Origin of the sequence: Aquidulcibacter sp., assembly GCF_044346625.1 — a bacterium.
Classification (GTDB): domain Bacteria; phylum Pseudomonadota; class Alphaproteobacteria; order Caulobacterales; family Aquidulcibacteraceae; genus Aquidulcibacter.
Map to the genome: position 1 here is coordinate 17,159 of NZ_JBIIYV010000006.1, position 23,589 is coordinate 40,747.

At 56.0% G+C, this 23,589-nt stretch carries 28 protein-coding genes; 11 read left to right on the forward strand and 17 right to left on the reverse strand.

Annotation, left to right across the window (positions count from 1 at the left end):
• Nucleotides 1-78 precede the first annotated feature (78 nt).
• From ACIQ20_RS03290 to ACIQ20_RS03300, 3 genes are read left to right on the forward strand one after another with little or no spacing between them, the layout of a single operon-like run.
• Entirely contained in the window at nt 79-261 is a 183-nt protein-coding gene (locus ACIQ20_RS03290; RefSeq protein ID WP_395777405.1) for a hypothetical protein, read from the forward strand.
• A complete protein-coding gene (locus ACIQ20_RS03295; RefSeq protein WP_395777407.1) occupies nt 251-952 on the forward strand; it encodes a superoxide dismutase in 702 nt (233 codons plus the stop codon). The genes ACIQ20_RS03290 and ACIQ20_RS03295 overlap by 11 nt, the downstream gene beginning before the upstream one ends.
• 26 nt (nt 953-978) lie before the next feature.
• On the forward strand, nt 979-1,206 hold the full coding sequence (locus ACIQ20_RS03300; RefSeq protein ID WP_395777409.1) for a CsbD family protein: 228 nt from the start codon (nt 979-981) through the stop codon (nt 1,204-1,206).
• A gap of 290 nt (nt 1,207-1,496) precedes the next feature.
• On the opposite strand, the gene ACIQ20_RS03305 is transcribed toward ACIQ20_RS03300, so the two are convergent.
• The 5 genes from ACIQ20_RS03305 to ACIQ20_RS03325 form a co-directional block, all read right to left on the reverse strand.
• Nucleotides 1,497-1,850 (reverse strand): YMGG-like glycine zipper-containing protein, encoded by a 354-nt coding sequence (locus tag ACIQ20_RS03305; RefSeq protein WP_395777411.1) that lies wholly within the window; start codon nt 1,848-1,850, stop codon nt 1,497-1,499.
• A gap of 51 nt (nt 1,851-1,901) precedes the next feature.
• On the reverse strand, nt 1,902-2,075 hold the full coding sequence (locus ACIQ20_RS03310; protein ID WP_395777413.1) for a DUF1328 domain-containing protein: 174 nt from the start codon (nt 2,073-2,075) through the stop codon (nt 1,902-1,904).
• Between the two features lie 103 nt (nt 2,076-2,178).
• Complete coding sequence (locus tag ACIQ20_RS03315; protein ID WP_395777415.1) at nt 2,179-3,855, reverse strand: sensor histidine kinase; 1,677 nt, start codon at nt 3,853-3,855, stop codon at nt 2,179-2,181.
• Nucleotides 3,855-4,517 (reverse strand): sigma-70 family RNA polymerase sigma factor, encoded by a 663-nt coding sequence (locus ACIQ20_RS03320; protein WP_395777418.1) that lies wholly within the window; start codon nt 4,515-4,517, stop codon nt 3,855-3,857. Before ACIQ20_RS03320 ends, ACIQ20_RS03315 begins: the two co-directional genes overlap by 1 nt.
• The gene (locus ACIQ20_RS03325; RefSeq protein WP_395777421.1) at nt 4,514-4,768 is read right to left on the reverse strand and encodes a NepR family anti-sigma factor; all 255 of its coding nucleotides are present in this window, start codon (nt 4,766-4,768) and stop codon (nt 4,514-4,516) included. The genes ACIQ20_RS03320 and ACIQ20_RS03325 overlap by 4 nt, the downstream gene beginning before the upstream one ends.
• A 197-nt stretch (nt 4,769-4,965) precedes the next feature.
• Between ACIQ20_RS03325 and ACIQ20_RS03330 the strand changes: the two genes are divergently transcribed.
• Nucleotides 4,966-5,724, forward strand: a complete 759-nt coding sequence (locus ACIQ20_RS03330) for a response regulator (protein WP_395777423.1) — start codon at nt 4,966-4,968, stop codon at nt 5,722-5,724.
• A 92-nt stretch (nt 5,725-5,816) separates the two neighbouring features.
• Here ACIQ20_RS03330 and ACIQ20_RS03335 read toward each other — a convergent pair whose 3' ends face one another.
• The 6 genes from ACIQ20_RS03335 to dps all read right to left on the reverse strand — a co-directional run bounded on the left by ACIQ20_RS03335 (nt 5,817) and on the right by dps (nt 10,977).
• Complete coding sequence (locus ACIQ20_RS03335; RefSeq protein WP_395777425.1) at nt 5,817-6,398, reverse strand: RcnB family protein; 582 nt, start codon at nt 6,396-6,398, stop codon at nt 5,817-5,819.
• Nucleotides 6,399-6,432: 34 nt separating this feature from the next.
• Nucleotides 6,433-6,660, reverse strand: coding sequence for an entericidin A/B family lipoprotein (locus ACIQ20_RS03340; RefSeq protein WP_395777427.1), 228 nt, complete (start codon nt 6,658-6,660; stop codon nt 6,433-6,435).
• Between the two features lie 87 nt (nt 6,661-6,747).
• Nucleotides 6,748-9,324, reverse strand: a complete 2,577-nt coding sequence (locus ACIQ20_RS03345; protein ID WP_395777429.1) for an HWE histidine kinase domain-containing protein — start codon at nt 9,322-9,324, stop codon at nt 6,748-6,750.
• A gap of 5 nt (nt 9,325-9,329) precedes the next feature.
• A complete protein-coding gene (locus tag ACIQ20_RS03350; RefSeq protein WP_395777431.1) occupies nt 9,330-9,929 on the reverse strand; it encodes a biliverdin-producing heme oxygenase in 600 nt (199 codons plus the stop codon).
• Nucleotides 9,930-10,040: 111 nt separating this feature from the next.
• Nucleotides 10,041-10,394 carry a hypothetical protein gene (locus ACIQ20_RS03355; RefSeq protein ID WP_395777433.1) on the reverse strand — a complete coding sequence of 118 codons (354 nt, stop codon included), beginning with the start codon at nt 10,392-10,394 and terminating at the stop codon, nt 10,041-10,043.
• Nucleotides 10,395-10,494: 100 nt separating this feature from the next.
• Complete coding sequence (gene dps, locus ACIQ20_RS03360; RefSeq protein WP_395777435.1) at nt 10,495-10,977, reverse strand: DNA starvation/stationary phase protection protein Dps; 483 nt, start codon at nt 10,975-10,977, stop codon at nt 10,495-10,497.
• Between the two features lie 157 nt (nt 10,978-11,134).
• Between dps and ACIQ20_RS03365 the strand changes: the two genes are divergently transcribed.
• Nucleotides 11,135-11,602, forward strand: a complete 468-nt coding sequence (locus ACIQ20_RS03365; protein ID WP_395777437.1) for a hypothetical protein — start codon at nt 11,135-11,137, stop codon at nt 11,600-11,602.
• Nucleotides 11,603-11,647: 45 nt separating this feature from the next.
• Nucleotides 11,648-12,172, forward strand: a complete 525-nt coding sequence (locus tag ACIQ20_RS03370) for a general stress protein (RefSeq protein WP_395777439.1) — start codon at nt 11,648-11,650, stop codon at nt 12,170-12,172.
• 160 nt (nt 12,173-12,332) lie between these two features.
• Here the strand turns inward: ACIQ20_RS03370 and ACIQ20_RS03375 are convergent, their stop codons facing one another.
• The 4 genes from ACIQ20_RS03375 to ACIQ20_RS03390 are packed head-to-tail and all read right to left on the reverse strand — an operon-like array spanning nt 12,333 to nt 17,069.
• The gene (locus tag ACIQ20_RS03375; RefSeq protein WP_395777441.1) at nt 12,333-13,562 is read right to left on the reverse strand and encodes an ABC transporter permease; all 1,230 of its coding nucleotides are present in this window, start codon (nt 13,560-13,562) and stop codon (nt 12,333-12,335) included.
• The gene (locus tag ACIQ20_RS03380) at nt 13,562-14,302 is read right to left on the reverse strand and encodes an ABC transporter ATP-binding protein (RefSeq protein WP_395777443.1); all 741 of its coding nucleotides are present in this window, start codon (nt 14,300-14,302) and stop codon (nt 13,562-13,564) included. Before ACIQ20_RS03380 ends, ACIQ20_RS03375 begins: the two co-directional genes overlap by 1 nt.
• Entirely contained in the window at nt 14,299-15,639 is a 1,341-nt protein-coding gene (locus ACIQ20_RS03385) for an efflux RND transporter periplasmic adaptor subunit (RefSeq protein ID WP_395777445.1), read from the reverse strand. The genes ACIQ20_RS03380 and ACIQ20_RS03385 overlap by 4 nt, the downstream gene beginning before the upstream one ends.
• Nucleotides 15,636-17,069: an efflux transporter outer membrane subunit gene (locus tag ACIQ20_RS03390; protein ID WP_395777447.1), complete on the reverse strand. Its 1,434-nt coding sequence runs from the start codon at nt 17,067-17,069 to the stop codon at nt 15,636-15,638. Before ACIQ20_RS03390 ends, ACIQ20_RS03385 begins: the two co-directional genes overlap by 4 nt.
• Nucleotides 17,070-17,175: 106 nt before the next feature.
• On the opposite strand from ACIQ20_RS03390, the gene ACIQ20_RS03395 reads away from it, so the two are divergent.
• A complete protein-coding gene (locus ACIQ20_RS03395; protein ID WP_395777449.1) occupies nt 17,176-17,529 on the forward strand; it encodes a DUF4342 domain-containing protein in 354 nt (117 codons plus the stop codon).
• Here ACIQ20_RS03395 and ACIQ20_RS03400 read toward each other — a convergent pair whose 3' ends face one another.
• Complete coding sequence (locus ACIQ20_RS03400) at nt 17,530-18,105, reverse strand: NAD(P)H-dependent oxidoreductase (RefSeq protein WP_395777451.1); 576 nt, start codon at nt 18,103-18,105, stop codon at nt 17,530-17,532.
• 113 nt (nt 18,106-18,218) lie between these two features.
• On the opposite strand from ACIQ20_RS03400, the gene ptcA reads away from it, so the two are divergent.
• The 3 genes from ptcA to aguA are packed head-to-tail and all read left to right on the forward strand — an operon-like array spanning nt 18,219 to nt 21,772.
• Nucleotides 18,219-19,250 (forward strand): putrescine carbamoyltransferase, encoded by a 1,032-nt coding sequence (ptcA, locus tag ACIQ20_RS03405; RefSeq protein ID WP_395777453.1) that lies wholly within the window; start codon nt 18,219-18,221, stop codon nt 19,248-19,250.
• The gene (locus ACIQ20_RS03410; protein ID WP_395777455.1) at nt 19,247-20,659 is read left to right on the forward strand and encodes an APC family permease; all 1,413 of its coding nucleotides are present in this window, start codon (nt 19,247-19,249) and stop codon (nt 20,657-20,659) included. Before ptcA ends, ACIQ20_RS03410 begins: the two co-directional genes overlap by 4 nt.
• Nucleotides 20,660-20,668: 9 nt before the next feature.
• Nucleotides 20,669-21,772, forward strand: coding sequence for an agmatine deiminase (aguA, locus tag ACIQ20_RS03415; RefSeq protein WP_395777457.1), 1,104 nt, complete (start codon nt 20,669-20,671; stop codon nt 21,770-21,772).
• Here aguA and ACIQ20_RS03420 read toward each other — a convergent pair.
• A complete protein-coding gene (locus ACIQ20_RS03420; protein WP_395777459.1) occupies nt 21,769-22,707 on the reverse strand; it encodes a carbamate kinase in 939 nt (312 codons plus the stop codon). The genes aguA and ACIQ20_RS03420 overlap by 4 nt on opposite strands.
• Nucleotides 22,708-22,852: 145 nt before the next feature.
• Between ACIQ20_RS03420 and ACIQ20_RS03425 the strand changes: the two genes are divergently transcribed.
• A complete protein-coding gene (locus ACIQ20_RS03425; protein ID WP_395777461.1) occupies nt 22,853-23,587 on the forward strand; it encodes a helix-turn-helix domain-containing protein in 735 nt (244 codons plus the stop codon).
• The last annotated feature ends 2 nt before the right edge of the window (nt 23,588-23,589 follow it).

Consider the following 23,589-nt stretch of genomic DNA (forward strand, 5'->3'; position numbering starts at 1 on the left):
CGAGGGCGTAATCCCATGCGAGAGAAATGCCCGCTCCATCTGGTTCAGATGGTTCAAAGGGATTCTTAGGAGACACGTATGCCCGAAGAGCCAAACAACAACACAAGCCCCGCAGATCAAATGCCCCAAGACCCGTCACCAGACGCCGTCTTAAAGTTCTACAAGCAAGACTTTGATCGTTGGGAATTCACCGAGACCCACCAACGCATCGCACCTTTTTGCGAATCTCTAGCTAGGCTTGGTAATCCAGATGTCGCTTGAAGGGCACACCCTATCACCAGATGAGTCTTTCGGCGTCTTCAACCGATCCTCTGGCACTTTCGTTTTACCCGCTCTGCCATTCGAGGTGACTGCTTTGGTGCCCATCACTGGCGCGGAAACCTTGGGCGTCCACTTGGGCAAGCACCATCAAGCCTATGTAGATGGGGCCAACCGACTGATGGAGCCCATGGCCAAAAAGTTCGAAACGGCCGTCGAAGTGATCAGCTTTGCGCGCAGTATTGACGCGTTTGGCTTGGTAGAACAGGCAGGCCAAGCCCTGAACCACGCCTTCTTTTGGACCTGCCATCAAGCCGCTGGTCTAACGCGTCCGGACGGAAGTCTCGAGATTGCGATCAATGGCAAGTTTGGTGACTTCGCGGGCTTTATCGACGCCGCCATCGCCTTGGGGAAAGCCCGGGTCGGCTCAGGTTGGATTTGGCTTGTTGCCGACCATGAGGGTGCGGTTCGTCTTGAACTCACCCGAGATGCCGAAACATTTCTAGATGATCCAAACCTTTTAGTTCTCTTGGTCTGCGACATCTGGGAGCATGCTTATTACCTTGATCGTTCTTCCGATAGAGCTGGTTGGGTCGAGGGCTTTTTTGGGCAGCTGGCAGACTGGTCGATGGCCAAGGCTCGCTATGAAGATGGGCTCCGCCGGGAACCAGATGCCGCTTTGAACGTTTCATAGGCACCTCCCAACCAAAGGCGAACAACATGAATAACGACACCATCAAAGGCCAATTCGATCAATTCATCGGCGCAGCTAAATCCGAATGGGGCAAGCTGACCGACGACGACTTCATGCGCGTCAGCGGCGACCTGCAAAAGCTAAAAGGTGCCGTGCAAGAGCGTTATGGCGTCACCAAAGAAGAAGCTGAAAAGCAGGTCAGCAAATGGGAATCTAGTCGCCCACGCGACATGACGGACCGTTCCGGACACTAATCCTTCATGCCCGCCGACTTCTGACATGGTCCTCTCGTTAGATGTCATGCGGGCCTGAGCCGAGCTCTCAAACACCACAGTCCCCACTGTGACCCCCCTGTTTATGGCTCGGTCTTGGCCGTCGCACTCGCCCCCGAGTGAGGCGGCCAATTTTTGGGGTACGTCGACTGCAGAAAAAGCCAAACCGGCCCAACTCCCTCACTTCGGTGGGGGAGTTGTCTGTTTGGCGGATTAGGTTTGAAAAAGACACAATAATGCCCCCTTCCCAGAGGAAGGGGGCACTGCAGGGCTTAGAGACCGCGAGGCGTCTGATCGCGCGACCAGCAGGTGCGATCGGTGCCTGGGATGACGTAATAATAAGCGCCATTGCGATCCCGGTACGTCGGCCCACGACGCGTGGTGGCACATTCGTCCCGGCGCTGATCAAGGCTATAGCCGCGTACCGCGCCAGCTGTACCGCCAATAACCGCACCAATGACGGCACCATTACCAGCATCGCCGCCACCCGTATTATTGCCGATCACAGCACCGGCGAGGGCACCAATTGCGGCACCTGCCCCGGCATTACGTTCCATATTTCCAGTTGTGGTGCAGCCGCCGAGGGCACTAGCCAAAGCGAGTAGCCCGATTGAGAAGGTCTTCATAATGATATCCAATGCTAGGAGAAAAAGGGAAGAAGGGTCGCGGCTTTCGGTCTAATTCGGCAATCGCCCTCGCAGTGCGGCTGCTACGGCGCTGATGAGAAAAAGAACGGCGAAGACGAAGAAGAGGATTTTGGCGATATCGACAGATGCGCTGGCAATGCCGCCAAAGCCGAGCACCCCCGCAATCAAAGCCAGAATCAAGAAACTTATTGACCAACGAAGCATGTCGGTTTTCCTTTCCAAGAAGGTGGGTCCACATGGCCCACGCCATGCAGATCAAACGCCGGCTAGGCGCATCCGTTCCCTTTTGCATGGATTTCGAGCGGCCTCAGGGAGCGGTCAGACTGAAGCTCACCCCAACACAGGACCCGCCGCCATTGAAGTCAGAGAGCGTCAGCTTGCTGCCAAGTTGCCGTCCAAAGGCGGTCAAAAGGCTATGACCGGTTCCAAGCTTTGGACCTGTGCCAGCCCATCCAATCCCGGTATCACAAACCTGCAAATTGACGAGCCTGTGCGCATCCAAGGTCAAGGAGACATGGACTTGCCCAGTTGCTTCGCCAGGAAAGGCATGGATGATGGCATTGGTCAGCGCCTCCACCACAAACATCGAGATCGGCACGGCCAGATCAGTTGCAATCGGCAGGGGCTCGCACTGACATTCGATCTTGATCCGGTGCATTTGTGCGGGATAGCTACGGCGGGTCTGCGCACATAGGTCAAGGAGTAAGAGCTGCACATCAATGGTCGAGGCGTGCGCAGGATCATCACTTTCCACGATCAGTCGCTGTACCAAAGCCAAAGCCGAGACACGGGCCTGAACTTGCTCTAGCGGCGCGCGCTCTTCTGGGGTTTCAAGCTGGCGGGCCTGTAAACTCAGGAGGCTGAGAACAACTTGGATGTTGTTTTTGACCCGATGATGGAGCTCCCGAACCAGACTGTCCTTTTGCTTAGCAATTTGGACGAGGTGACGGTCCCGAACATCGACGCGCGCCGCCATTGCGATCAATTCGGCATGAAGCTCCAGTAATTCTTGCGGCTCGAACGCATCGCCCAATTGATCCTTGGGCACCAGGCCTGCCCCATAATGCTTGGCAATCCCCCGAAGCCGCTCAATCGGCCGGATCGCCCAATACTCCATCGCAAACCAAGTCGCGGCCCCAGCAAACAAAAGCGCGATCAAAGGCAGCGCAATATCGGTTGCCATATGGAAAAAGGTGGATGCATACAAAACCTCATCCGGCATCGCATAGCGAACGGCCAAATGCTTCGGCACCAAGACGCGTGACGCCGTGGACCACGTTCGCCCCTGATTATCCCGGCTGACATCAATGGGGTCCTTGGCATTCGCCTGCGCGCCCCCGCTCAGCCCCATCGCATCAACTAGTGTTAGCCGAGCGCGGCGGTCGAGCAGGCGGCGGTTGAGGTCAGCTTCCAAACGTTTCAAGTCCAAACCGAAAACAATATGGCCGTCTGCCTTTCCTTGCTGGTCCAGAAGCCCGATTGCTAGAATCAAGCTGGGCTGGCCCGTCGCCCGATCAATCAAAGGGCCAGCAGCCGATAGTTCTGGACCCGGCGATATTTCTTTCCACCAAGTTCGGTCACTGACGTCGGCGGTCACATAGATCGGATGCGCCGAACATAGGATTTTTCCTTTAGGACCAACGCGGGCGAGATTTGAAACAAACGGCATGCCAACCAAGGCAATCGCCAAGGTTTCGCGGCATTTTGCCGTGCCTTGTCGAACGTCTAAACGGTCACTCAGACGGACCAAAGCCTGCTTGCCGGTTTCAATGACATGCAAGGCTTGTTCTTCCGATATGGATACTTGATCCGTCAGACTGGATTGCACGACCTCGCGGTCATGGGCGAGCCTTGCGAAAGCTTGCGCAAAGCTGAGGAGAAAGACAGGCACCAAAGCGCCGGTGATGGCTGCGAGTAGCAAGCCCCTTAAGGATTGGCTCTGAAGCCATCTCCGCCAGAATGCAGAAACACGCGCTGGCGACATTAGGGGCTGTTTGGATCGAGGCGGCGGAGTTCGCCCAAAATTGCTTGGCTTGCTTCAGCGCTTGTCGGTCGGGGCAGACTGAGGTCGCGTTGCCGACTATCGACATAGTCACGCAAGAAGGCTCTGCCACGCGCAACCCGACTTTTCACGGTGCCGACCGCGCAACCAATGATCTGTGCGGCTTCTTCGTAGGCAAAACCACCGGCACCAACAAGGATTAAGGCTTCCCGCTGTTGGGCAGGCAGGGACTGCAGGCCGGCTGCCAATTCTGCCAATGCCATGTGGCCCTGTTGGGCTGGTTCGCACACCAACAGTTTTTCTGCCGCATCGGGGTCCCAAGGCGCTACTCGTCTTTGTTTGCGACACCAAGAGTAATAATGGTTGCGCAGGATCGTGAATATCCAAGCCTTGAAGTTCGTATTGGGCAAGTAGCTTGCCCGCGCCGCCCAAGCCTTGGCTAAAGCCTCTTGCGCCAAGTCGTCGGCTAAATCAGCCCGCCCGCATAAGCCACGCGCAAAAGCCCGTAACGGAGGAATCACCAAGACAAGTTTGGAAGCAAATTCGGCAGCAAGCTTGCGCGCCTCTTCCACATCCACTTCAGGGGCCTTCACCGGCAGGGCTGCAACACCTCGGCGTGCAAAGTGCAGGCGTTCGCCGGTCATGAGCTCGGCTCTTTTTCGGTCTCATCGCGCGTGGGTTCAGCCTCATCGGCAGGCAAAGCGTCAAGCGCTGCATCAATCTGGGCAAGCAGGTCGTTAAACTCGTCCGGCACAGGCTCAACCAGGACCTCTTGGTATAAAGTCCGTAGCCCAGCCACGATGGGATCATCGATGAGGTCCGGACATGGGTCTGCAGCTGAGTTGGGGCTAACACCATTCAGCGGATCAATTGGGGGCGGTGGCGACTGACTCACGCAGCAGGTCCGATCTGTGGTAAAGCGCAAGTCGATCCAGCTGGATTGAGGTGCGCAGACAAGTCTTCAAGAGGGTCCGCCAAGTTTCAGGCCGCCCCAGATGGGGTTCAAACGCGGTCGGTTCCGAAACGTTCCATGCGGCGGGAACTTATTTCCAAGATGTGCGTTATTGCGGAGCAAGCCTTGAGGAGAATTACATGTCAGCAGTTGCCAATTTCGGCCCGCACCTTCCCATCCTGCGCCGTTATGCGCGCGCCATGACCGGTTCACAAGTCAGTGGCGATGCCTGCGTTCGGGCAGCCCTAGAGGCCATTTTAGCAGCGCCCACCCAAATCTCTACCGAGCATCCGCCCAAGGTTGAGTTGTTTCGTTTATTTCATGCCGTTTGGACTTCGGTAGCCCCCGCCTTGGACCCGCAACTCAGGCCCGAACGCAGCGCTTTGCTTCTAACCGCCGTCGAGGGACTGAGCCTAGATGAAGCCGGGATCGTATTGGGTAAGTCAGCACACGCTGTGGCCGAGGAAATTCAAAATGCGCGCGCGGCCATTCAGTCGGAGTCGATCGGCCAAGTCTTGATTATCGAAGATGAGTCCATCATCGCAATGCATTTGCAGACCTTGGTGGAAGACTTGGGCCACCGGGTCATTGGTGTGGCGACCACCCGTCGTGAGGCGGTCCAGCTGGTGGAACAAGCCCAACCAGATCTCGTTTTAGCCGATATACGCTTGGCAGATGGCACGTCTGGGATCGATGCCGTGGCCGACATTCTAACGATGTGTGATGTCCCCGCGATCTTCATCACCGCGTTTCCTGAACGCCTCCTGAGTGGGGAGACTTTGGAGCCGACGTATCTGATCACCAAACCCTTCTTGCCAGAGACTGTCACCGCCACGATCAGCCAAGCCATGTTCTTCCATCGTGAGGCGCAACGCGAGCGCACGGCCAGCCACCCCTAATCGCCATCGTTTTTCAACCAAGTCACAGAAAGAGGCCCGACCAAAGCATTGGCCGGGCCTTTTTTAGATCATGTGCCGCGTTGGCCGCAAATCTAACGCGGACTATTGATGATGACTTGCGCAATCAGACCACCGACAATTGCGGCGAGCAAATAATCACCGCGATCATCTTCGACCCAGCGGTACCCACGTGGTGGGGCACGCAAATTGTGGCCACGATAGTCGAGCTCGACAAAGCGCTGATTGTACCCGCCGAGGCTTTGGCCGCGTGTCCACGGGCGATAGCCCATTGAAAAGTTGCGCTGGCGCATCTGCGCACGTGTTGGCTGACCATAGCGCCACTGGTTGCGGCTGTTGTAATAGCCATTGTGAATGCCTTGATCCCACGTCACGCCACGACGGGTGTCGCGCCAATTCTTGCGGTCTTGGTTGAGCTGTTGACGATCTTGACGGACAGCGGCTTCGCGCTGGTCCAAACGGTCATCGCGCCGTTCCATATTGCGGTCTTGGGCGTCGGTCCGTTCGCGGCGGGTGGGTTGGCCGTTTTGATTGACCCAAACGGCACCAGAACGACCAAACTCAATTCGGGCGGGCTGAGCCACGGCGGCAGAAACCAAGAAACTTGGCGCGAGGATGCTGACTGCCAAGAGGCAGGCGGAGAGATTACGTTTCATGACAAATGTCCTTTTTGGACGTGAGAGCGAGGCTCTAGTTGGAGTAAGGCTTGGCGCGCGCAGCCGCCTTGCGGTCTGCTTCGTCTTTGGCATCTTGTTTGGCTTTAGATGTGGCGATGTCGGCTTGAACTTTGCCTGCCGCGTCACTGACGACTTCGCCGCCTGCGCTCACGTCACGTCCTGCACCACGAATGGTATTACAGGCCGCAAAAGAAGTGACGCTCAGCAAAGTCAAACACAAGATCAGGATTTTCGGTTTCATCGTTTTAGTCCTTAGGCCGCTCGCAAGATTGCTCAGCCTATGGAAGAGAAACGTATCAAAGCGGCCTTGGTTCCAAACATCGCCCCTTTAGCTCGAAATAAAGGGTGCAATCCCTCCCAGCGCTTTTGCGATGGAATCCTTGGTATAGGGCTTGGTGATGAAGGGACGCGCATTTTGATCTGAGGGATAGTTGATCCCACTGCCATAGCCGGTCGCGAAAATGAAAGGCACCTCCATCTCAAACAAACGATCCGCAATGGGGAAGCTGTTTTGAGTGCCGAGATTGACGTCTAGGAGGGCAAAGCTCGGTTTCTCCCGGTCGAGAATAGCCAGCGCATCCTTCACATTGCTGGCGACCAGCACCCGCTCTGCCCCAAGGGTGAGCAGCATGGCCTCGGCATCGAGTGCAATGATCAGATTGTCCTCAACCAACAGAACATGCCCACTTAACCTGCCAGCTTGGGGTGCACTTGTTAGGGTAGACTCCTGATCGATTGGCTTTTCTTCCAGGACGATAAACTGGGCTGGTACCGAGAAATTCACCTTCACCCCTGTTGCCAGAAATGTAATGGCCGATTCCCCGCCCAGCTCATGCGGGATTGAGGCTTCAATGATGGTAGACCCAAATCCGCGATGCGTTGGGGTCTTAACGGGAGGACCGCCAATTTCTGCCCAGTTTGCGATTAATTCCCCTTGTGGACCGAGCTGCCAAGAAATATCGACATGGCCCCCTTCCCCACAGAATGCGCCATATTTGGCCGCATTGGTGATAAGCTCATGGATCACCAAAGCGACAGTGGAGAAAGCCTGTGGGATCAGCAGAACCGGTGGGCCAGACATATGGATCGTGTTGCTCGCGGTACCCAGATAGGCTTCGGCTTCGGTGGCAATCAAAGTCTCAAACGAGCCCGGCCCCCAGTTTTTCGCGGTGATCTGATCGTGCGCCCGGGCGAGGGCATGAACCCGGTCGCCTAAAACACTCGCGAATGTATCCATATCTTTGGCATTGATGCGGCTTTGGGAGATCAAGCCTCGGATGAGGCCCAGAATATTGCGAACCCGGTGATTGAGCTCCGCAATCAAAAGGTCCTGCGTTTGACTGGCTGCCTTTCGCTCGGTCTCCGTTGCGCTGATCAAACGCAGGACAACCTCCAAGACGGTGACCTGCAAGGCTTCGGCGGCCCGAAGCTCGGCGTCCGTCCATTGCGTGCTTTTGCCATACAGAGTCTCCTGCCAGGCTTTGAAGCTTTTGCGCGGGCTGATGCGCACTTCGCCTTGCCCCAACACTTCCACCGTCTTGGTCGGGTCACCTGCCCATTTCACGGTCGAGGCCGTCTCTTTACGGAAAAACACAAGATAGTCGCGTGGGATCGTCGAAATGGGGATGGCCAGCATGCCAGCCGCGCGGTCCTTAAAGCTATTTGCTGCCGGAAAGACGCTTTCGATCTCGTTGCTACTATAAACGCGACTGGCCGAAACACCGTCGAGAAAACTGCGGAGAACCTCAAATTCCACTAAGGAGGGGGTAGAGCCTTTGAGGGTGACACTGCCATCGATACAGAAGGCCGTACCATCACAGGGCACGATGTTTACCCATTGATTGGCCAATTGGGCGACGTCTTTCGTTGCAACCCCCGCCAGTGCAACGGACGCGAGAAAGTCAGCGGTGATCTGCCGGGTCGAGGCTTCAAAGGTGATTAATTCCTCGCGCTCGCATCGATCAATCAGCAAAGCTAGGATTTGGCCAAAGACTTCGGCGGTCGTGCGACGCTCATAGCCAATCGTGCGGGCGGTCATATGATGGCACGCGATCAAGCCCCAGAGCGCGCCATTCTTGAGCAGCGAAATGGTCATGGTCGCCGCAACACCCATATTGCGCAGATATTCGAGATGGATGGGCGAGTGCGACCTTAGGCTGCTCATCGACAAATCTGTAAGTGTATCGGCAAATGTCTTCGTGCTGACGAGCGGTGAAGGTGGGCTGTCGATATCCAGCAAGATACGGATCGGATTACGGACCAAAAGTCCCCGGGCTTGCTTGGGAATATCAGTTGCTGGATAGCGCAAGCCCAAAAATGGCTCCATCGAGGGGCGGCACCGTTCTGCGATGACCTCGCCGGAGCCATCGGGATGGAACCGATAAATCATCACGCGGTCATAGCCGGTCAAGGCCTGAACCAGACGTACTGCTTCGCGGGTAAGGTCGGCGACCTGATGTTGATGTTGCACATGGTCGATCATGGACCGCACCATCGAACCGGCGTTCAGTTCGTCACTGTCCTCAGATAACTCCGCCTCTAAGATGATCAGGTCGCCGCTGGTATGAACCGCGAGATCAAAACCCGGGCCCCCTTCTTGCAACACGATTGCAAACAATCGCTCAATCACATCCTGCCGATAAAGAGAGGAAAGGCGATTGCGGATCGCATGCACCGCTTCGGGCAGGATCAAGGCGGTTAGATTTGCCCCTAGGATCTCTTCAAGCGGATAATTAAGAAACTCCCCACAATTAGCGGATGCCCGCTCTATGATCCAATCTGGCGTTAGGGCAAGCAGAAAGCCACCGCTTTGGATTGAGTTGATTTCGTGAATTCGCTCTTTATCGCAATTGGTCAGAGTTGGGGTGTCAGGTGGCAGGATTGGTGAGGCAAGGGTCTGGGGCATAGTTGTTAAACGCCGCTACGGGTGATTGGTTCCCTCGGCATCATCCACGCATCAAAGAGTTCAAAACTGGCCAAAGCAGCCTTTAGCGCTTGGTCTTGGGCGGCGGGTTCAACTAGGGCATCCAACGCACGGCAAAGCCTTTGCCAAGCCGCGCCATCGCCGCCGCCACCTTGAAAAAAGCGACGTCCGGCAAGCTGCGTGCCGAATAAATGATCAAGCTTAGCGGCCAAAGCACGCCCACCCATCATCGAGCCCTCCCGCACATAGAGCACCCCCAGCCAAGCGCCATAAGACTCAATCGCGGCAAGTTTAACAGTTTGGGTATGGGGGGCTTTATCAGAACCGCTTGGCCCTAAATCTTCCAAATCTTGCAAGAGACGTTGGCTGCGACGATCAACGGGTGGTGCTTGCGGACGCTCTGGAAAGACCGCTGAATCCAGCGCGAGTTCTAGTCCATGATGATAGCCGAACAGGCGGGTTAGCAGAGCGAAATAGCCCGACAGCGCAATGGTCTCATCCATCAATTCGGAAAAGCTTGGGTGGTGGTGAAGTCGCTCATGAATGACCCGAGTGCCTTGCCGGAGATGGTCGCGCGTCGTGCCCAAAGCCCATCTCCGTCTAGAGGGTCTGCTTCTGAAGGAGGCGACATCCATTTCTAGCTATAATGAAACGATGACGCGCGCTTTAGGCAGTAAAGTCAATCAAAAACGGATCGCTCATCGCCGCGTTACGACCACAACGCCGCCAATCGGGCCTTTGGGGAGGGTGACATGGGGTGCAAGTGTCGCTTCGGGGTCAAACCGGCCCTCTGAAAGACCGCGTTCTAACAAGGTCGCGCGCACGCGATAGAGCCGTTGTTCGGAAACATTTGCGTAGGCAGGTGCGCCATCATCGCCCGATACGGCCAGCAATACGATCTTTCGTCGTGGACAGCGGATGAGCGCGTTGCTCAATCCGCCGAGAACTTGGATCGCACTTGGGCTTAGGACATCATCTTGGTTTGAGAAATAGATTTGGGTTGCCTCACCTCGGCAAATCCGGTCGCCCATCACCAAGCTCTTGTCTGGCATTGTGGAACGCCCAGATGACGCGCACGCCCCCAGCCCCACCAAGACCAGCGCCAAGCCCCAAGGATGAGGCTTGGCTGACGTTCTGCTTGATTTCTTTTGACTAAGCGGAAGGTGCGACATGGGATTCAACGAACCAGAGTTGCTGATCAATACCGCGCGACATTTCAGTGAAGAGGTCTGCGGTGTCGGCATCGCCAAACGCGGCGCACTTGGTGCTGGCCTCGCGCACCGACTGGCCAAAGGCTGCCAAACTGCCAGCCACGGCAAACACATGCTGATTTTCATCGGCAAGGCCCAGATCATAGGGGACTAAGAATGAGTTTTGGGTCGCCACTTGTACCGTGCCTTGTGCCACACCGCCGAGGCCGCCAGCACGCTCTGCCAACATATCGGAATAGGTTTCGACCTGCTCTGAAACGCGATCAAACAGCTCATGGATGGCGATGAAGTTTGGTCCGCGCACATTCCAATGCGCTTGCTTGGTTTGAGCGTGCAAATCGATGGCCGCTGCTAAATGCTTATTGAGGAGTTCAACCGACTGGGCGCGAATGGTCTCGTGCAACGTGTTGCGTGTCTTGTTCATCTAAGGACTCCTGAGCTCGCCCAATGGGGGTGAATGCTTTTCCGAAGCCTTCCTAGGCGCGATGGGGAGACCCACGATTGACGCGCATCAAGTCACTTTGCGCGCTGCAGATTTAGGACCTGATCCCAACAGCCAATCTGGCTGGTGGAGACAACTTATGAAACTGGTTCCTATTCTGGCCCTATGCGCCATCTCGACCCTTACCATCACCTCGACCGTGCAAGCACGTCAGGCAACCCCTGCCGCCAGCACAGCCCCTACGCCCTCAAGCGCGACCGCGACATTTAAAGCGACAAGTATCGCCATTGGCGTTGGCTATAGCTGGGGCCATGGTGTTTTGAGTTACAAAGGGCGCGACTATCCCTTCACCGTCAAAGGCTTAAGTGCCCTTGGAATCGGCGCCTCCAGCATTGATGGCACGGCAGAGGTCTTCAAGCTTAAGTCTCTGGCAGATTTTGAAGGCGTTTATGGCGCAGCAGGCGTTGGTGCCACTGTCGGTCCAATCGGTGCCGGTACGGGCGGTCTGACCAATCGCAAAGGCGTGGAACTTCGCCTCAACACCCAAAGCGAAGGTTTAGAACTGACCCTGGCTCTCAGTGGCGTCACCATTGAATTTGATAAATAGAACCAGCCCATCCTCCCCTAATCTTTATCAGAATTGAAGAAACCAATGGATCAAGCAGACACAATCATCGCCGTTTTTCCCAATCATGAAGATGCGGACAAAGCCGTCCAAGCTTTGGCTGCAGCTGGCATTGGTGTAAAGAATATCAGCGTTGTGGGCAAAGGCTATCATACCGAAGAAAAGGTCATGGGCTTTTACAATATGGGCGACCGCATGCAGATGTGGGGATCACGTGGCGCGCTTTGGGGCGGGCTTTGGGGCCTATTGTTTGGTGGCGTCTTCATGGTGGTGCCGGTGTTTGGCCAAGTGGTGGTGCTTGGCTATCTGGCGACCGCGGTCATCTCAGCCCTCGAAGGGGCGCTGGTACTGGGTAGCTTGAGTGCCCTAGGTGGGGCGATCTCCAGCATCGGTGTCCCTGAGGACAGCGTCGTTCGGTATGAGACCGACGTGAAGGCCGATAGCTTCCTGGTTATGGCGCATGGCACCGCCGAAGAAGTCGAGAAGGCGCGTGGGGTCCTGAACCAGTCTGACCCAAGCCGCTTAGACGTCTATAATGGCGTAGCTGCATAGCTTCAGCAGAGTATCAATTTCGACCAGCCCTCGGCCCCCTGACAATGGCCGAGGGCATTTTTCCAATTTATACTGAGCGCGCAACTTTGATCCCAAAGGATCAAAACGCGCCTTTTATAATTAGCGCGCAACTTTGATCCCAAAGGATCAAAACGCGCTTTTATTCATGACGTAACGTCTCAATCGGGTCCATGCGCGCTGCGCCCCGGGCTGGGAAATAGCCAAAAATCACCCCGATCAGCCCCGAAAAAAACAAGGCAAACGCGTTGATCCCCGGATCAAACTGATAGGGCAAGTTCATCAAGGACGAGAGGCCAATCGAAGCGGCCGTCGCCAGAATAATCCCAATTAGCCCGCCCAAAGCGGAGAGCACCACCGCTTCGATCAAGAATTGCAACAAGACCTCGCCCTCAAGCGCTCCTACGGCGAGGCGCAGGCCAATTTCGCGGGTGCGTTCGGTGACGCTGACCAGCATGATATTCATAATGCCAATTCCCCCCACCAGCAGGCTGACAGCGGCGACCGCGCCGAGCAATGACGTCAAAAGACCCATCGTGCCCGAGAGGGTATCGGCCAGTTGTTGGGTGTCGAAGATGTTGAAATTATCATCCGCCCCGCCAGCCTTCAGGTCCCCCAACTTTCGACGCTCGCGCATCAGCTGTGTCAGGCTCGCTTTCAGGGATGTACTGTCGACATCTTCATTCATGGCGATGACGATCAAGCCGATTTGGCTATTGCCGGAGACACGTCGCAGATAGGTCTTAAGTGGCGTGACAATGCTATTGTCTTGATCCCCCATCCCGATCTGACCTTTGGGCTTTGTGATCCCAATCACCTGACAGGAGAACTGCTTGATCCGTAGTGCGGAGCCCAGGCCCGTTTGTCCAATCGTTCCCCCAAAGACTTCCCGTCGAACGGTTTCGCCAATGACGCAGACTGCCGCACCTGCCTCTTCCTCGGCAGGTTCAAATGTGCGGCCATTGGCTAGCTCCCAATTGCCAGCAGGAAAATAATCACTGGCGGCACCTGCAATCACAGTCGACCAATTACGCCCATTGGCAATGGCAACCACCGAACGCTGCGATGTTGCGATCGCAAACTTGATGCCGCCAATTTGATCGCGGATCGCGTCGGCATCGGCTTCTGTAAACTGCGGGACACCGCCACCTCCTCCCGCTCCGCCGCCAATGCGCTGACCGGGGCTGAGCAGCAAGATATTGGTGCCAAGGCTAGAGATCTGATCCTTGATGGCTTGGGTCGCCCCATTGCCGATGGTGACCATTGTGATGACGGCACTGACGCCAATCACAATGCCTAAAATGGTGAGAAACGAGCGCAAGAGATTGCTATAAACCGACTTTACCGCCAGCATGAACACCGAAAACAACATCACACCGTCTCCTGTGTGAGGTCTGACTGGAGCGGCGGGCTGGACGACGGATTTGGATTGGCCGCATCTTTTAGGACTTTGCCATCTTTGAAGTGGACCATGCGGTGGGCATAAGCAGCCATGTCGGGCTCGTGCGTCACCATCAGCACGGTGATGCCGTGGTCACGGTTTAGACCGACCAGAAGGCTCATAATCTCGTGGCTGCGCTGAGTATCTAAATTGCCCGTCGGCTCGTCGGCTAAAACCACCGCTGGCTCGGTCACAATGGCACGTGCAATGGCGACGCGCTGTTGCTGGCCGCCGGATAATTGCGATGGCGTATGATGTTCCCAACCCGCCAGACCGACCGCGGCTAGGGCCTCGCGCGCAGCCTTCTTTCGACCAGCTTGGGAGTCGCCGCGATACAAAAGTGGCAGCTCAACATTCTCCTGTGCCGATGTCCGCGCCAAAAGATTGAAGCCCTGAAATACAAAACCCAAGTAACGTCGACGGATGCGCGCGCGCTGGTCGCGGCTGAGCGCTTCGACATGGACACCTTTGAACAAATAGGCGCCAGCAGTTGGCGTATCCAAGCAGCCCAGAATGTTCATGGCCGTCGACTTGCCAGAGCCACTGGCCCCCATGATGGCGATGAACTCGCCTTCTTGAATCTCAAGGCTAATTTGGTTCAAGGCCATCAACTCACTGGCCCCTTCGCCATAACGCCTAGAGACGCCTTGCAAGGAGATCAGTGAGGTCATGGCGCTGGCGCAGCTTGTTGATCCGTGATCACGGGCATGCCTGCCTTCAAATTGCCGCTGACAATCTCGGTCATTTGCCCATCGGTGAGCCCGGTCTTAATCGCGATCGCAACTGGCGCACCGTCACGCAGGATATAGAGCGTTTTTGCCCCAGCAATTGTCGAGGCCTTTTGATCTTGTTTGCGCGCACCCCGCCCACTCGGCACACGCGGGGTTAGCGCGCTTAAGAGGCTGTTTTGCTTTGGCTTGGCGTCAGTCTCAGCCTGACTTGGACTAAAACGTAGCGCCATGTTTGGCACAAGCAGAACATTTTTATGACGTTTGGCAATGATTGTGGCCGTGGCCGTCATGCCGGGCTTAAGCATCAAATCATAATTGGCAACATCCAGATAAGTCAGATAGGTCACGACATTATCGGTGATGGTGGAGCCTGAGCCGACGCGGGTCACTTGCGCCGGGAAAGTGCGGTTCAAAAAGGCACTTACGGTAAAGGTCGCCTCTTGCCCGACCATCACAGAGCCAACATCGGCTTCGTCAACATAGCCCCACACACGTAAGCGCGCGAGATCTGACGCCACGGTCAAAAGAGTCACGGACTGGAAGGAAGCGGCCACGGCGCTGCCCGGCTCTACGGTGCGCGTCAACACAACCCCATCTGCGGGGGCACGGATAGAGGCTTTAGACAGATTGATCTCGTCCGTCGACAATGCGGCTTGTGCATCGCGGACGCCGGCAGCAGCGATAGAACCGGCCGCAATTGCGCGAGCAAGATCGGCGCGCGCAATATCCAGTTCGGCTTGCGCGGGAACTTGGCCGTTGGACAGTTGCCACACCTTTTGCAAGCGGGCGAGGCTTACTTGGGCCTGCCTCTGGGTCGCACTTGCCTGCGCCACTCCGGCGCGAGCAGAAAGAAGCGTGGCCTTGGTGCGTGCGATCTGATCTCGTAGTTTGGATGTATCGAGCTCCACAAGGATTTGGCCCTGAGTCACCCGGTCATTCACATCCACATTGACCCGCGAAACCGTGCCGGACAATTCGCTACCGATTGCATAGGTGCGAATGGGCTGCAGCATGCCATTGGCGATAACGCTGAGTGTGACATCGCCCATCCGTGCGGCTTGGGTGTGAAACAGAGGTTTAGCATCAGCAGCCTTTTTGACCTGCCACCACCAAAAGCCGAGGCCGGCAGCGATGATCAGGGCTACACCAATCCAAACTATGGGCCTTTTGAACCATGGCTTGGCCTGATCGTCGCCTAATAGTTTATCGAGTTTTTCCTTGGCTCCGTTGTTAGCCTCAACTGGTATTGGTGGATTTGTTCTACTGGTATCGGTCATAGCTGTTCCCGCAGGTCAGCATCCCAGCCACCCCCTAGCGCCTTATACAAAGTGATTGAATCGAGGCTGAGATTGGCCCGCGCGCTCACCAGAGCATCACGGCTTGAAAAGGCTGCCCGCTCGGTATCCAGAACGGTCTGGAAATCGATCAGGCCGCTGCGATAACGAATTTGCGCAAGATTATAGGCGCGCGAGGCCGCTGCGTTGGCGGTGGTAAGAGCCACCAAGGACGCCTGATTGTCGCGCAGTCGTTCCAACGCATCTTCGACATCGCGCAAGGCCACAAGAACGGTGCCACGATAAGCGTGCACAGCCTGTTCAACGCCTGCCTGATCGGCGCGCACCTGAGCGGCAGGGCCTGGCCCAAAGGGCACTTGAACCGATGCGGAGAGGGCTGTCAGCAAGGATGAGCCATTCAGCAAAGTCCCAAGGCTTGCCGCAGATAACCCAATGGACCCCCCAAGCGTGAAACTTGGTTTAGTGGCCGCCTCTGCCTGCCCCAATCGGCCTAAAGCCTCTAACACCGCAAACTCACTAGCCCGCACATCAGCGCGGCGCCGCAGGGTCTCTGCCGGTAGGTTCAGGACAAGGTCGGTCTTAACCACGGGCACGGCGCGCACTTCTGCCAATTGAGCCACCAACTCACGCGGCGGCCTTCCAGTTAAGACACTTAGGGCGTGACTTGACTGGGTGATGGCATTTTCAAGCGCAGGCAGGCTCGCTTGAGTTGACGCGAAAGCGAAGTCAGCTTGATCGCTATCAAGCGCACTAACTAAACCTGCCTGACGCCGCCATCCTACCAATTGCCTGGTGTGTGATTGACTGGAAAGGGTTTGTTGCGCCAAGGCCAGTCTGGCCTGTGCTGTCCGCAGATTGATGTAAGTGGTCGCAAGCTCTGCCGCGATTTGCACGCGGAAGTCGCCAAGATTAGCCATGCGGGACCAGACAGCGGCCTGCTGGGCTGCTAAAGCGCTGCGCTTGGCCCCGAACACGTCCAAGGTCCAGCTCTCTTCAATGCCAAGCGAGATTAACGTGGAAGCGGCGCGGTTGCTGGCAGCAGTGCCCTGCGTTGACCTGCGGGCGGACCCTGAGCCCAGGCCCTGCGGCCCGAGGCCAGCTTCAGCGACATCGCGCAAGGCGCGGGCTTGTTGAATGGCTGCCGCCGCGCCCTCTAAGGTGGGGTTTGAGACCAAAGCTTCCTCGATTAGTCGGCTCAGAATCGGATCCTGAAATCTCTGCCACCACTTGGTTAGATCAGTCGCGGGTGCGATGGGTTGAGCAACGGACCAGCCGACAGGCACGTCGACACGGCGCGGCGAAGGCTCGTAGGTGTGAGGGGTGCCGCACGCTGCCAAGCTAACAGCGGCCGACAACAGCGCTGCGCCAGCCTTTGTTCCCATCCATCCTAAAGGCGCGCGCTTTATAATCATCGCCCTACTAATCCGATTATCATCGCCCATGGTTTGACCGGCATCAAGCCGATCTTCGCCTCTGCTCGTAGGATGTCGCCTTTCGCCCGAAACCTAGGAGTAGACCATGAGCCACCATAAAGACGATGAAGACCATACAAACCACGACAAAGACGAGAAGAAGACGACTTGGACCGAGAATGTCGAACTGGTCGGCGATGAATTGATCGCTTCGGTCAAAAAATTAGCCGCAGAAGGAAAAGTGCGCCGTATTCGGATTATTGAGCCCGATGGCGACATTGTCGTCGACATGCCGCTGACGCTCGGTGCCATTGCCGGCAGTGCGGTGGTGCTTGCCGCGCCTATGCTGGCGATTTTAGGGGCCTTGGCATCTTATGTAACCAAAGTGCGGGTCGAAATTGTCCGCAGCGGCCCGGGCCCTGCCAACTCGACCCCAGCAAAAGACCCCATGCCAGTCTGACTAGCGCGCCCGGGCACCAAGGTCTCGCATCTTTGCAAGCCATTTTGTTCGGGTTCGCTGACTGCCCTCCACATTACCAAACAGGGTTTCACGAATGGGGCCGATGCCGGCGATCCCTAATACACCGCTTTCAAATCCCTTCACGCCGTGGCTGCCCATCAACAAGCGATAGGCAGCCGCCGGCATGCCCATCGTAACCACAAGGCGCGCGCTACGCCCCTTTAGCTTGCCGACTGGCCAGGGCTTTTCGGTCTTTTCAAGAAAGAAATCTCCGCACGCAGCCTGCTCAAAAAAGGCCTTCACGAGGGCTGGCATCGTACCCAGCCATAACGGATAGATGATCATCAAATGCTCAGCATCCACAATGGTTTGCTGAGCCATCAAGATTGACTCATTCGGGGGCTGGGCCATGTCTTCTGGCCGGCGAACGAAGTCGATTGGCAGACTGCCAATATCGACATCAGAAACTTGGTGGCCAGCGTCAAGCGCGCCTTGGCGATAGGCGTCAGCGAGGCCATGACACAAATGTCCGCCTCTGGAATCTGGATGGCCTTGAATGATACAAATTTGGGTCATGGGATGTAGCGCCTCCACGCGCGAAAATCTCGTCGACACCTCTTTACCAACGCACCCGCTGTGAGTTTGACGGAGATCAATTCGACTTGGTCTCTGTCGGTCTAGGGATCGGCATGCGCCATTTTCTCGATACCCAAGACTTCACCAAAGCCGAACTTCAAACCCTGATGGAGCTTACCGCGCTTCTGAAAGCAGCCGACAAGGAACGCGCCCTGCCGCGTCTTTTGGTTGGCGCTTCCTTGGGGATGATTTTCGAAGAACCCTCCACCCGCACCCGAATTTCGTTTGAAGTTGCGATGACGAAATTGGGCGGCCACGCGCTCTATCTAAAGCCTGGTGAAATTCACTTAGGTGTCCGCGAGAGCATTCAAGATACCAGTCGCGTCATCAGCCGCATGGTGGATGCCATCGAAGCCCGCACGCTGAAACATGCAACCGTGCTGGAACTTGCCGCCAATGCCACGGTGCCTGTTCTCAATGGATTGACCGATTACAACCACCCGACCCAAGTCCTCTGCGATATCTTTACGATCCAAGAACGTCTGCCTCAGGGCAAAAGGCTTGAAGACGTTTGCCTGACCTTCATGGGCGACGCGACCAATGTGTGTTCGTCGCTTTTGTTGATCTGCTCCAAGATGGGCATGCATTTCACGCAATGTGCGCCAAAGCGCTATCAGCTGTCCCAAGCCTTGCAAGACATGGCGACATTCAACTGTCTGGTTTCAGGTGGGACATTCAAAGTCATCGACGATCCAGCCCAAGCGGTCTCTGACGCGGATTTTGTCTATACCGATTTGTGGTGGTGGGTCGGCCAAGAAGCCGAAATTCCAGACCGGACTGCCGCCTTCATGCCCCGCTACCAAGTCAATGAGGACCTTTTGGCGCGTGCGCCGCCGCACGCCAAATTCATGCATTGCTTACCTGCCTCACGCGGCGTCGAAGTTACAAGTGCTGTGATGGATGGGCCAAGATCGATCATTTACGATCAAGCTGAAAATCGACTTCATACTGAAAAGGCGATTCTGGTTGGCTTTATTGACCCCCATCTGAAGCGCCCAAGCCAAGCGCTAAAGGATTCCCACAGCCAGAAGATTGGTCGCTTCTTGGTTGAGACAGCCCTGCCAGGTGCTGGAGGTCCAAGATGACCAACGCTGCCAGTCCAACTAAACCATCTTTCAAACGGGTCTTGGGCCTGTTTGACATCACACTTTTCACCGTGTGCGCCATTCTGGTCGTGGATACCCTAGCGGCATCTGCAGCCATCGGCCCTTCTTCGCTGGCTTGGTGGCTGATCACCTTGGTTTTCTTCTTCATCCCCTATGGGCTGATCACAGCAGAACTTGGCGCGACCTACCCGGGCGAAGGCGGCATTCAGAACTGGATTCGTCGTGCCTATGGCGACCGTTGGGCAGCACGCTCGACTTGGTATTATTGGGTCAATGTCGCTTTATGGATGCCGTCGGGCTTCATCTTGATGGCCGGGATGGCAGCACAATTATTTGCGCCAGAAATGGCACTCTGGACCAAAATCACGATTGCGATTGCCACCACTTGGCTCACCGTGCTGATCGGTGTCACAAGCCTGTCGGCAGCAAAATGGATCCCAAATTTAGGTGCCTTTATCAAGGTGGCGATCATGCTGCTGATTGGTTTTGCTGGCACCTATGCGTGGATCAAGCACGGCCCGGCAAACCCCTTGACCCTTCAATCCTTGACGCCGCACTGGGGCGCTAGTCTCGCGTTCTTGCCGGTCATTGTTTATAATTTCATGGGCTTTGAGCTGATGAGTGGCGCGGGCGATGAAATCAAGGATCCCGCCCATGACATCCCGCTGGCCGTTATCGTCGCCGGACTTTTGATCTCGGTCTTCTATATATTTGCCACGTTCGGCATTTTGGTAGCCCTGCCTGTCTCGGATATTGGATTGATCGAAGGCCTAATCGATACCATTCGCTCGCTTTTACGAGGGGTACCAGGTGCTGAGATCATCACGATTGGTGTCGGCATAGGGGCTATTTTCTCCATCATCGCCAATCTGGTTACCTGGTCGATGGGGGCGAACCGATCTGCCCTTGCCGCTGCCGTAGATGGCGAATTACCCAAAGTGTTCGCTATCTTGCGTCCGTCCAACCAAACACCGGTCGGAGCGTATGTCCTGACAGGATTGGTCTCGACCGCGGTGATCTTGGCTTATGGATTGATTGCAGGCTCGGCTGAAGACTTGTTCTGGTCGCTATTCGCCTTCAGCTCCATCATCTTTTTACTGCCCTATCTGGTCTTGTTCCCTGCCTTTGTGCACTTGAGAACCATCGATCCTCTAGCGCCTCGGCCTTACCGCGTTCCGTTTGGCAAGATCGGCGCGCTTGGATTTGCGACAGTCTGCACCCTCTTTATCTTGCAAGCCATCGTCTTCTTCGTCTGGGTTCCGGGCGAGCCTGTGGATTGGACGAAGACCGGACCCATCTTGATTGGCGTTCTGGTTACGCTCGTGCTTGGCGAACTGGTTATTCGAACCGCTTTAAAGCCACCCAACCCCTTTAATCATGAATCCTAGGAGACTGTGATGAGTCGCACCCTGACAACGACCCCAACTCAAGACGGATTCCGGATGCCAGCCGAGTGGAGCAATCACGCCGGCACGTGGATGATCTGGCCAGAGCGCCCGGATAATTGGCGCAATGGGGCAAAGCCCGCTCAAATCGCCTTTGCACAAGTAGCTAACGCCATTGCCGCTTATGAGCCCGTCACCATGTGCGTGTCGCCCGCACAATATCTCAACGCCAGACATGCCTTGCCGGTCGGCGTCCGACTGGTTGAAATGACCAGCAATGATAGTTGGATCCGCGACTGTGGGCCGAGCTTTGTCACCAATCCGAACCATGAAGTCCGCGGTGTAGACTGGCGTTTCAATGCGTGGGGTGGCTTACAAGACGGCCTCTATAGCCCTTGGGACCAAGACGATTTGGTCGGCGAAAAAGTGTTAGAGATGGAGCGCGCCTTGCGTTACGCCCCACCCATTGTGCTGGAAGGTGGGTCGATTGAAGTCGATGGCGAAGGCACCTTGATGGTGACCATGCAATGCCTGCTTAACAAGAACCGCAATCCCGATCTCTCCAAGCAAGACATTGAGGCGGCGCTGGAATCTTATCTCGGGGTTACAAAAATTATTTGGCTGGATCATGGCGTCTTCAATGATGAGACGGACGGGCATGAGGATAATCTGGCGCGCTTTGTGGCACCCGGTCGGGTCGTTCTAACGTGGACGGACGATCACGAGGATCCCCAGTATGAAATCAGCCAAGATGCCTTCTTGCGCCTCTCAAAAGCTGTTGACGCCCATGGCAGGCCTCTAGAGATCATCAAAATCCACCAGCCCGGGCCCTTGTTCATGAAGGGTGAAGAGGCCGCGGGTGTCGATATCATTGATGGTACAGAGCCGCGCACGGCGGGCCTGCGCTTGGCTGCGTCTTATGTGAACTTCTATATGTGCAATGGGGCGCTGATTGTCCCCGAATTGGACCCGGGCTTTGACGCCCACGCAGCTAGCGCCTTGAAACTCGCCTGCCCCAACCATGACATCGTGATGGTTCCGGCGCGTGAAATCTTGCTGGGGGGTGGAAACATCCATTGCATTACCCAGCAACAACCGATGGGCTTTGAGGCCTAGAGCGGGGACCCATCGGGCAAGACCCAAGTTCCCTTGGTGCCATCTAATAGGGCTTGCAGATCGCCAAGTCCGCCAATCATCGCCAACTTGCCCTTGCCTGCCATGGCAACAGCGGCGGCCACTTTTGGTGCCATCGTGCCCGCTTGAAACGACTGCGCAGAGAGAAGTTCAGGCGTGGTGCGTCGGATGAGCGATGCTTTGGGAGTCCCAAAGTGTTCCATAATTCCATCGACATTGGTCAGCATAATCAAAGCGTCGGCATTAAGGGCGCGGGCCAACAGACTGCTCGCCAAGTCCTTATCGATCACTGCCTCAACGCCCGTTAAGCGTCCGTCACCATCTAGGCTGACGGGGATGCCACCGCCGCCTAAGCAGATGATTGTGACTTTGGCTGCAAGCAGCACTTGTATCGCCTCTAATCCAACAATTTTGAGCGGCGGGGGTGAAGCGACGACCCGTCGCCAGCCACCGGAGGCGATTTCAACCGAGTCCCAGCCTAGGCTGGTCAATCGACTGCGATCTTGGTTGATCAACCCAATGGGCTTGGTTGGGTGCTGAAAGGCCGGGTCTTTGGGATCGACAATTACTTGGCTGAGTAAAGTGGCAAAGGTTTGCGTCGGGGCACGATTGGCTAGTTCTTGTTCGATAACATAGCCAATCATGCCTTCACTCTCAGCACCCAGCACGTCGAGAGGCCAGTCAGCATCGGCAGTCTGTGCAGCCAACAGGCCCACTTGCGGGCCGTTTCCATGCGTAATCACGATCCGATAGCGCGACAATAGGGGCGCGATGATAGCTGCGACTTTGGCGATGTTCGCACGCTGACTAGTCGACTTCGCCGGTTCCCCCGCGCTCAAAAGCGCATTGCCGCCCAAGGCAATCACCAGCGTAGATCCACGTGCAAGCGTCATCTCAGCTACATGCTCACCCTTCAACGAAGCATCCTTGATGGTGATCAAACTTTCCAGATGGGAAAACAGCGGCCGACGTGGGAACCCCCTACGCCTAGAATGGTTGAACCACTGCACGACCACCTGCCCACGCCATTTCGCACGGCACTTTCCGATGGAGGCTCAATGCATGGCCAAACCCCTATTACAGACAAGCGATCTTGATCTCTTCATGAGCCGTCCGCGAAACCGCCCATTCTTCTCGGAAGGTGACCCCAGCGGCGCGATCTACCAAGTTGAAAGCGGCTGCATTCGCCTGCAAAAAATGACGGAAGGTGGCAGGCGATGCGTGCTGTCCTTTTGCTATCCGGGTGACGTATTTGGCTTAGGGACACATGGGCCTGAACAAGTCGATGCCGAGGCAGCCTGTGCCTCCCGCGTTTCACGACTGGGGCATTTGGGCCTTCAACGCATGCTCCAAGCTGAGCCCGTGCGCGCCATGAAAGTGATCGACGCAGCCTATGGCGGCCAAGAGCCCGGCAGCGAACATGTTGTCATGATCAGCTTTGCCCCAGCTGAGCAAAAACTTGCTTGGTTCTTAGCCAGTTTAGGGCAGCGTTTGGGGCAATCCATTGGTGGCGAGCTTTTGGTCGATTTACCGATGATGCGCGCCGACATTGCAGACCATCTGGGCATGACGTTTGAGACGGTGAGCCGTGAAATGACCAAACTGCGCGACCTTCAGATCATCGACCTATTGGGCTTACGCAAGTTCAAAATCCAACGCGCAGCGGTCCTGCAATCCCTCGCACTGACAGGCAGTCTGTGTCACAACCAGCATTTCACAAGCCGCGACGTCTTACCAGTTTTTCCTCATTCAGGCGCGCGCAAAAGCCATCGGATTGAAGCCATGGCAGCCACCTAAAC

Coding starts and splice junctions, on each gene's coding strand:
- ACIQ20_RS03290 (WP_395777405.1), top strand. CDS start 79: ATGCCCGAAGAGCCAAACAACAACACAAGCCCCGCAGATCAAATGCCC.
- ACIQ20_RS03295 (WP_395777407.1), top strand. CDS start 251: ATGTCGCTTGAAGGGCACACCCTATCACCAGATGAGTCTTTCGGCGTC.
- ACIQ20_RS03300 (WP_395777409.1), top strand. CDS start 979: ATGAATAACGACACCATCAAAGGCCAATTCGATCAATTCATCGGCGCA.
- ACIQ20_RS03305 (WP_395777411.1), bottom strand. CDS start 1,850: ATGAAGACCTTCTCAATCGGGCTACTCGCTTTGGCTAGTGCCCTCGGC.
- ACIQ20_RS03310 (WP_395777413.1), bottom strand. CDS start 2,075: ATGCTTCGTTGGTCAATAAGTTTCTTGATTCTGGCTTTGATTGCGGGG.
- ACIQ20_RS03315 (WP_395777415.1), bottom strand. CDS start 3,855: ATGTCGCCAGCGCGTGTTTCTGCATTCTGGCGGAGATGGCTTCAGAGC.
- ACIQ20_RS03320 (WP_395777418.1), bottom strand. CDS start 4,517: ATGACCGGCGAACGCCTGCACTTTGCACGCCGAGGTGTTGCAGCCCTG.
- ACIQ20_RS03330 (WP_395777423.1), top strand. CDS start 4,966: ATGTCAGCAGTTGCCAATTTCGGCCCGCACCTTCCCATCCTGCGCCGT.
- ACIQ20_RS03335 (WP_395777425.1), bottom strand. CDS start 6,398: ATGAAACGTAATCTCTCCGCCTGCCTCTTGGCAGTCAGCATCCTCGCG.
- ACIQ20_RS03340 (WP_395777427.1), bottom strand. CDS start 6,660: ATGAAACCGAAAATCCTGATCTTGTGTTTGACTTTGCTGAGCGTCACT.
- ACIQ20_RS03345 (WP_395777429.1), bottom strand. CDS start 9,324: ATGCCCCAGACCCTTGCCTCACCAATCCTGCCACCTGACACCCCAACT.
- ACIQ20_RS03355 (WP_395777433.1), bottom strand. CDS start 10,394: ATGCCAGACAAGAGCTTGGTGATGGGCGACCGGATTTGCCGAGGTGAG.
- dps (WP_395777435.1), bottom strand. CDS start 10,977: ATGAACAAGACACGCAACACGTTGCACGAGACCATTCGCGCCCAGTCG.
- ACIQ20_RS03365 (WP_395777437.1), top strand. CDS start 11,135: ATGAAACTGGTTCCTATTCTGGCCCTATGCGCCATCTCGACCCTTACC.
- ACIQ20_RS03370 (WP_395777439.1), top strand. CDS start 11,648: ATGGATCAAGCAGACACAATCATCGCCGTTTTTCCCAATCATGAAGAT.
- ACIQ20_RS03375 (WP_395777441.1), bottom strand. CDS start 13,562: ATGTTGTTTTCGGTGTTCATGCTGGCGGTAAAGTCGGTTTATAGCAAT.
- ACIQ20_RS03380 (WP_395777443.1), bottom strand. CDS start 14,302: ATGACCTCACTGATCTCCTTGCAAGGCGTCTCTAGGCGTTATGGCGAA.
- ACIQ20_RS03385 (WP_395777445.1), bottom strand. CDS start 15,639: ATGACCGATACCAGTAGAACAAATCCACCAATACCAGTTGAGGCTAAC.
- ACIQ20_RS03390 (WP_395777447.1), bottom strand. CDS start 17,069: ATGATTATAAAGCGCGCGCCTTTAGGATGGATGGGAACAAAGGCTGGC.
- ACIQ20_RS03395 (WP_395777449.1), top strand. CDS start 17,176: ATGAGCCACCATAAAGACGATGAAGACCATACAAACCACGACAAAGAC.
- ACIQ20_RS03400 (WP_395777451.1), bottom strand. CDS start 18,105: ATGACCCAAATTTGTATCATTCAAGGCCATCCAGATTCCAGAGGCGGA.
- ptcA (WP_395777453.1), top strand. CDS start 18,219: ATGCGCCATTTTCTCGATACCCAAGACTTCACCAAAGCCGAACTTCAA.
- ACIQ20_RS03410 (WP_395777455.1), top strand. CDS start 19,247: ATGACCAACGCTGCCAGTCCAACTAAACCATCTTTCAAACGGGTCTTG.
- aguA (WP_395777457.1), top strand. CDS start 20,669: ATGAGTCGCACCCTGACAACGACCCCAACTCAAGACGGATTCCGGATG.
- ACIQ20_RS03425 (WP_395777461.1), top strand. CDS start 22,853: ATGGCCAAACCCCTATTACAGACAAGCGATCTTGATCTCTTCATGAGC.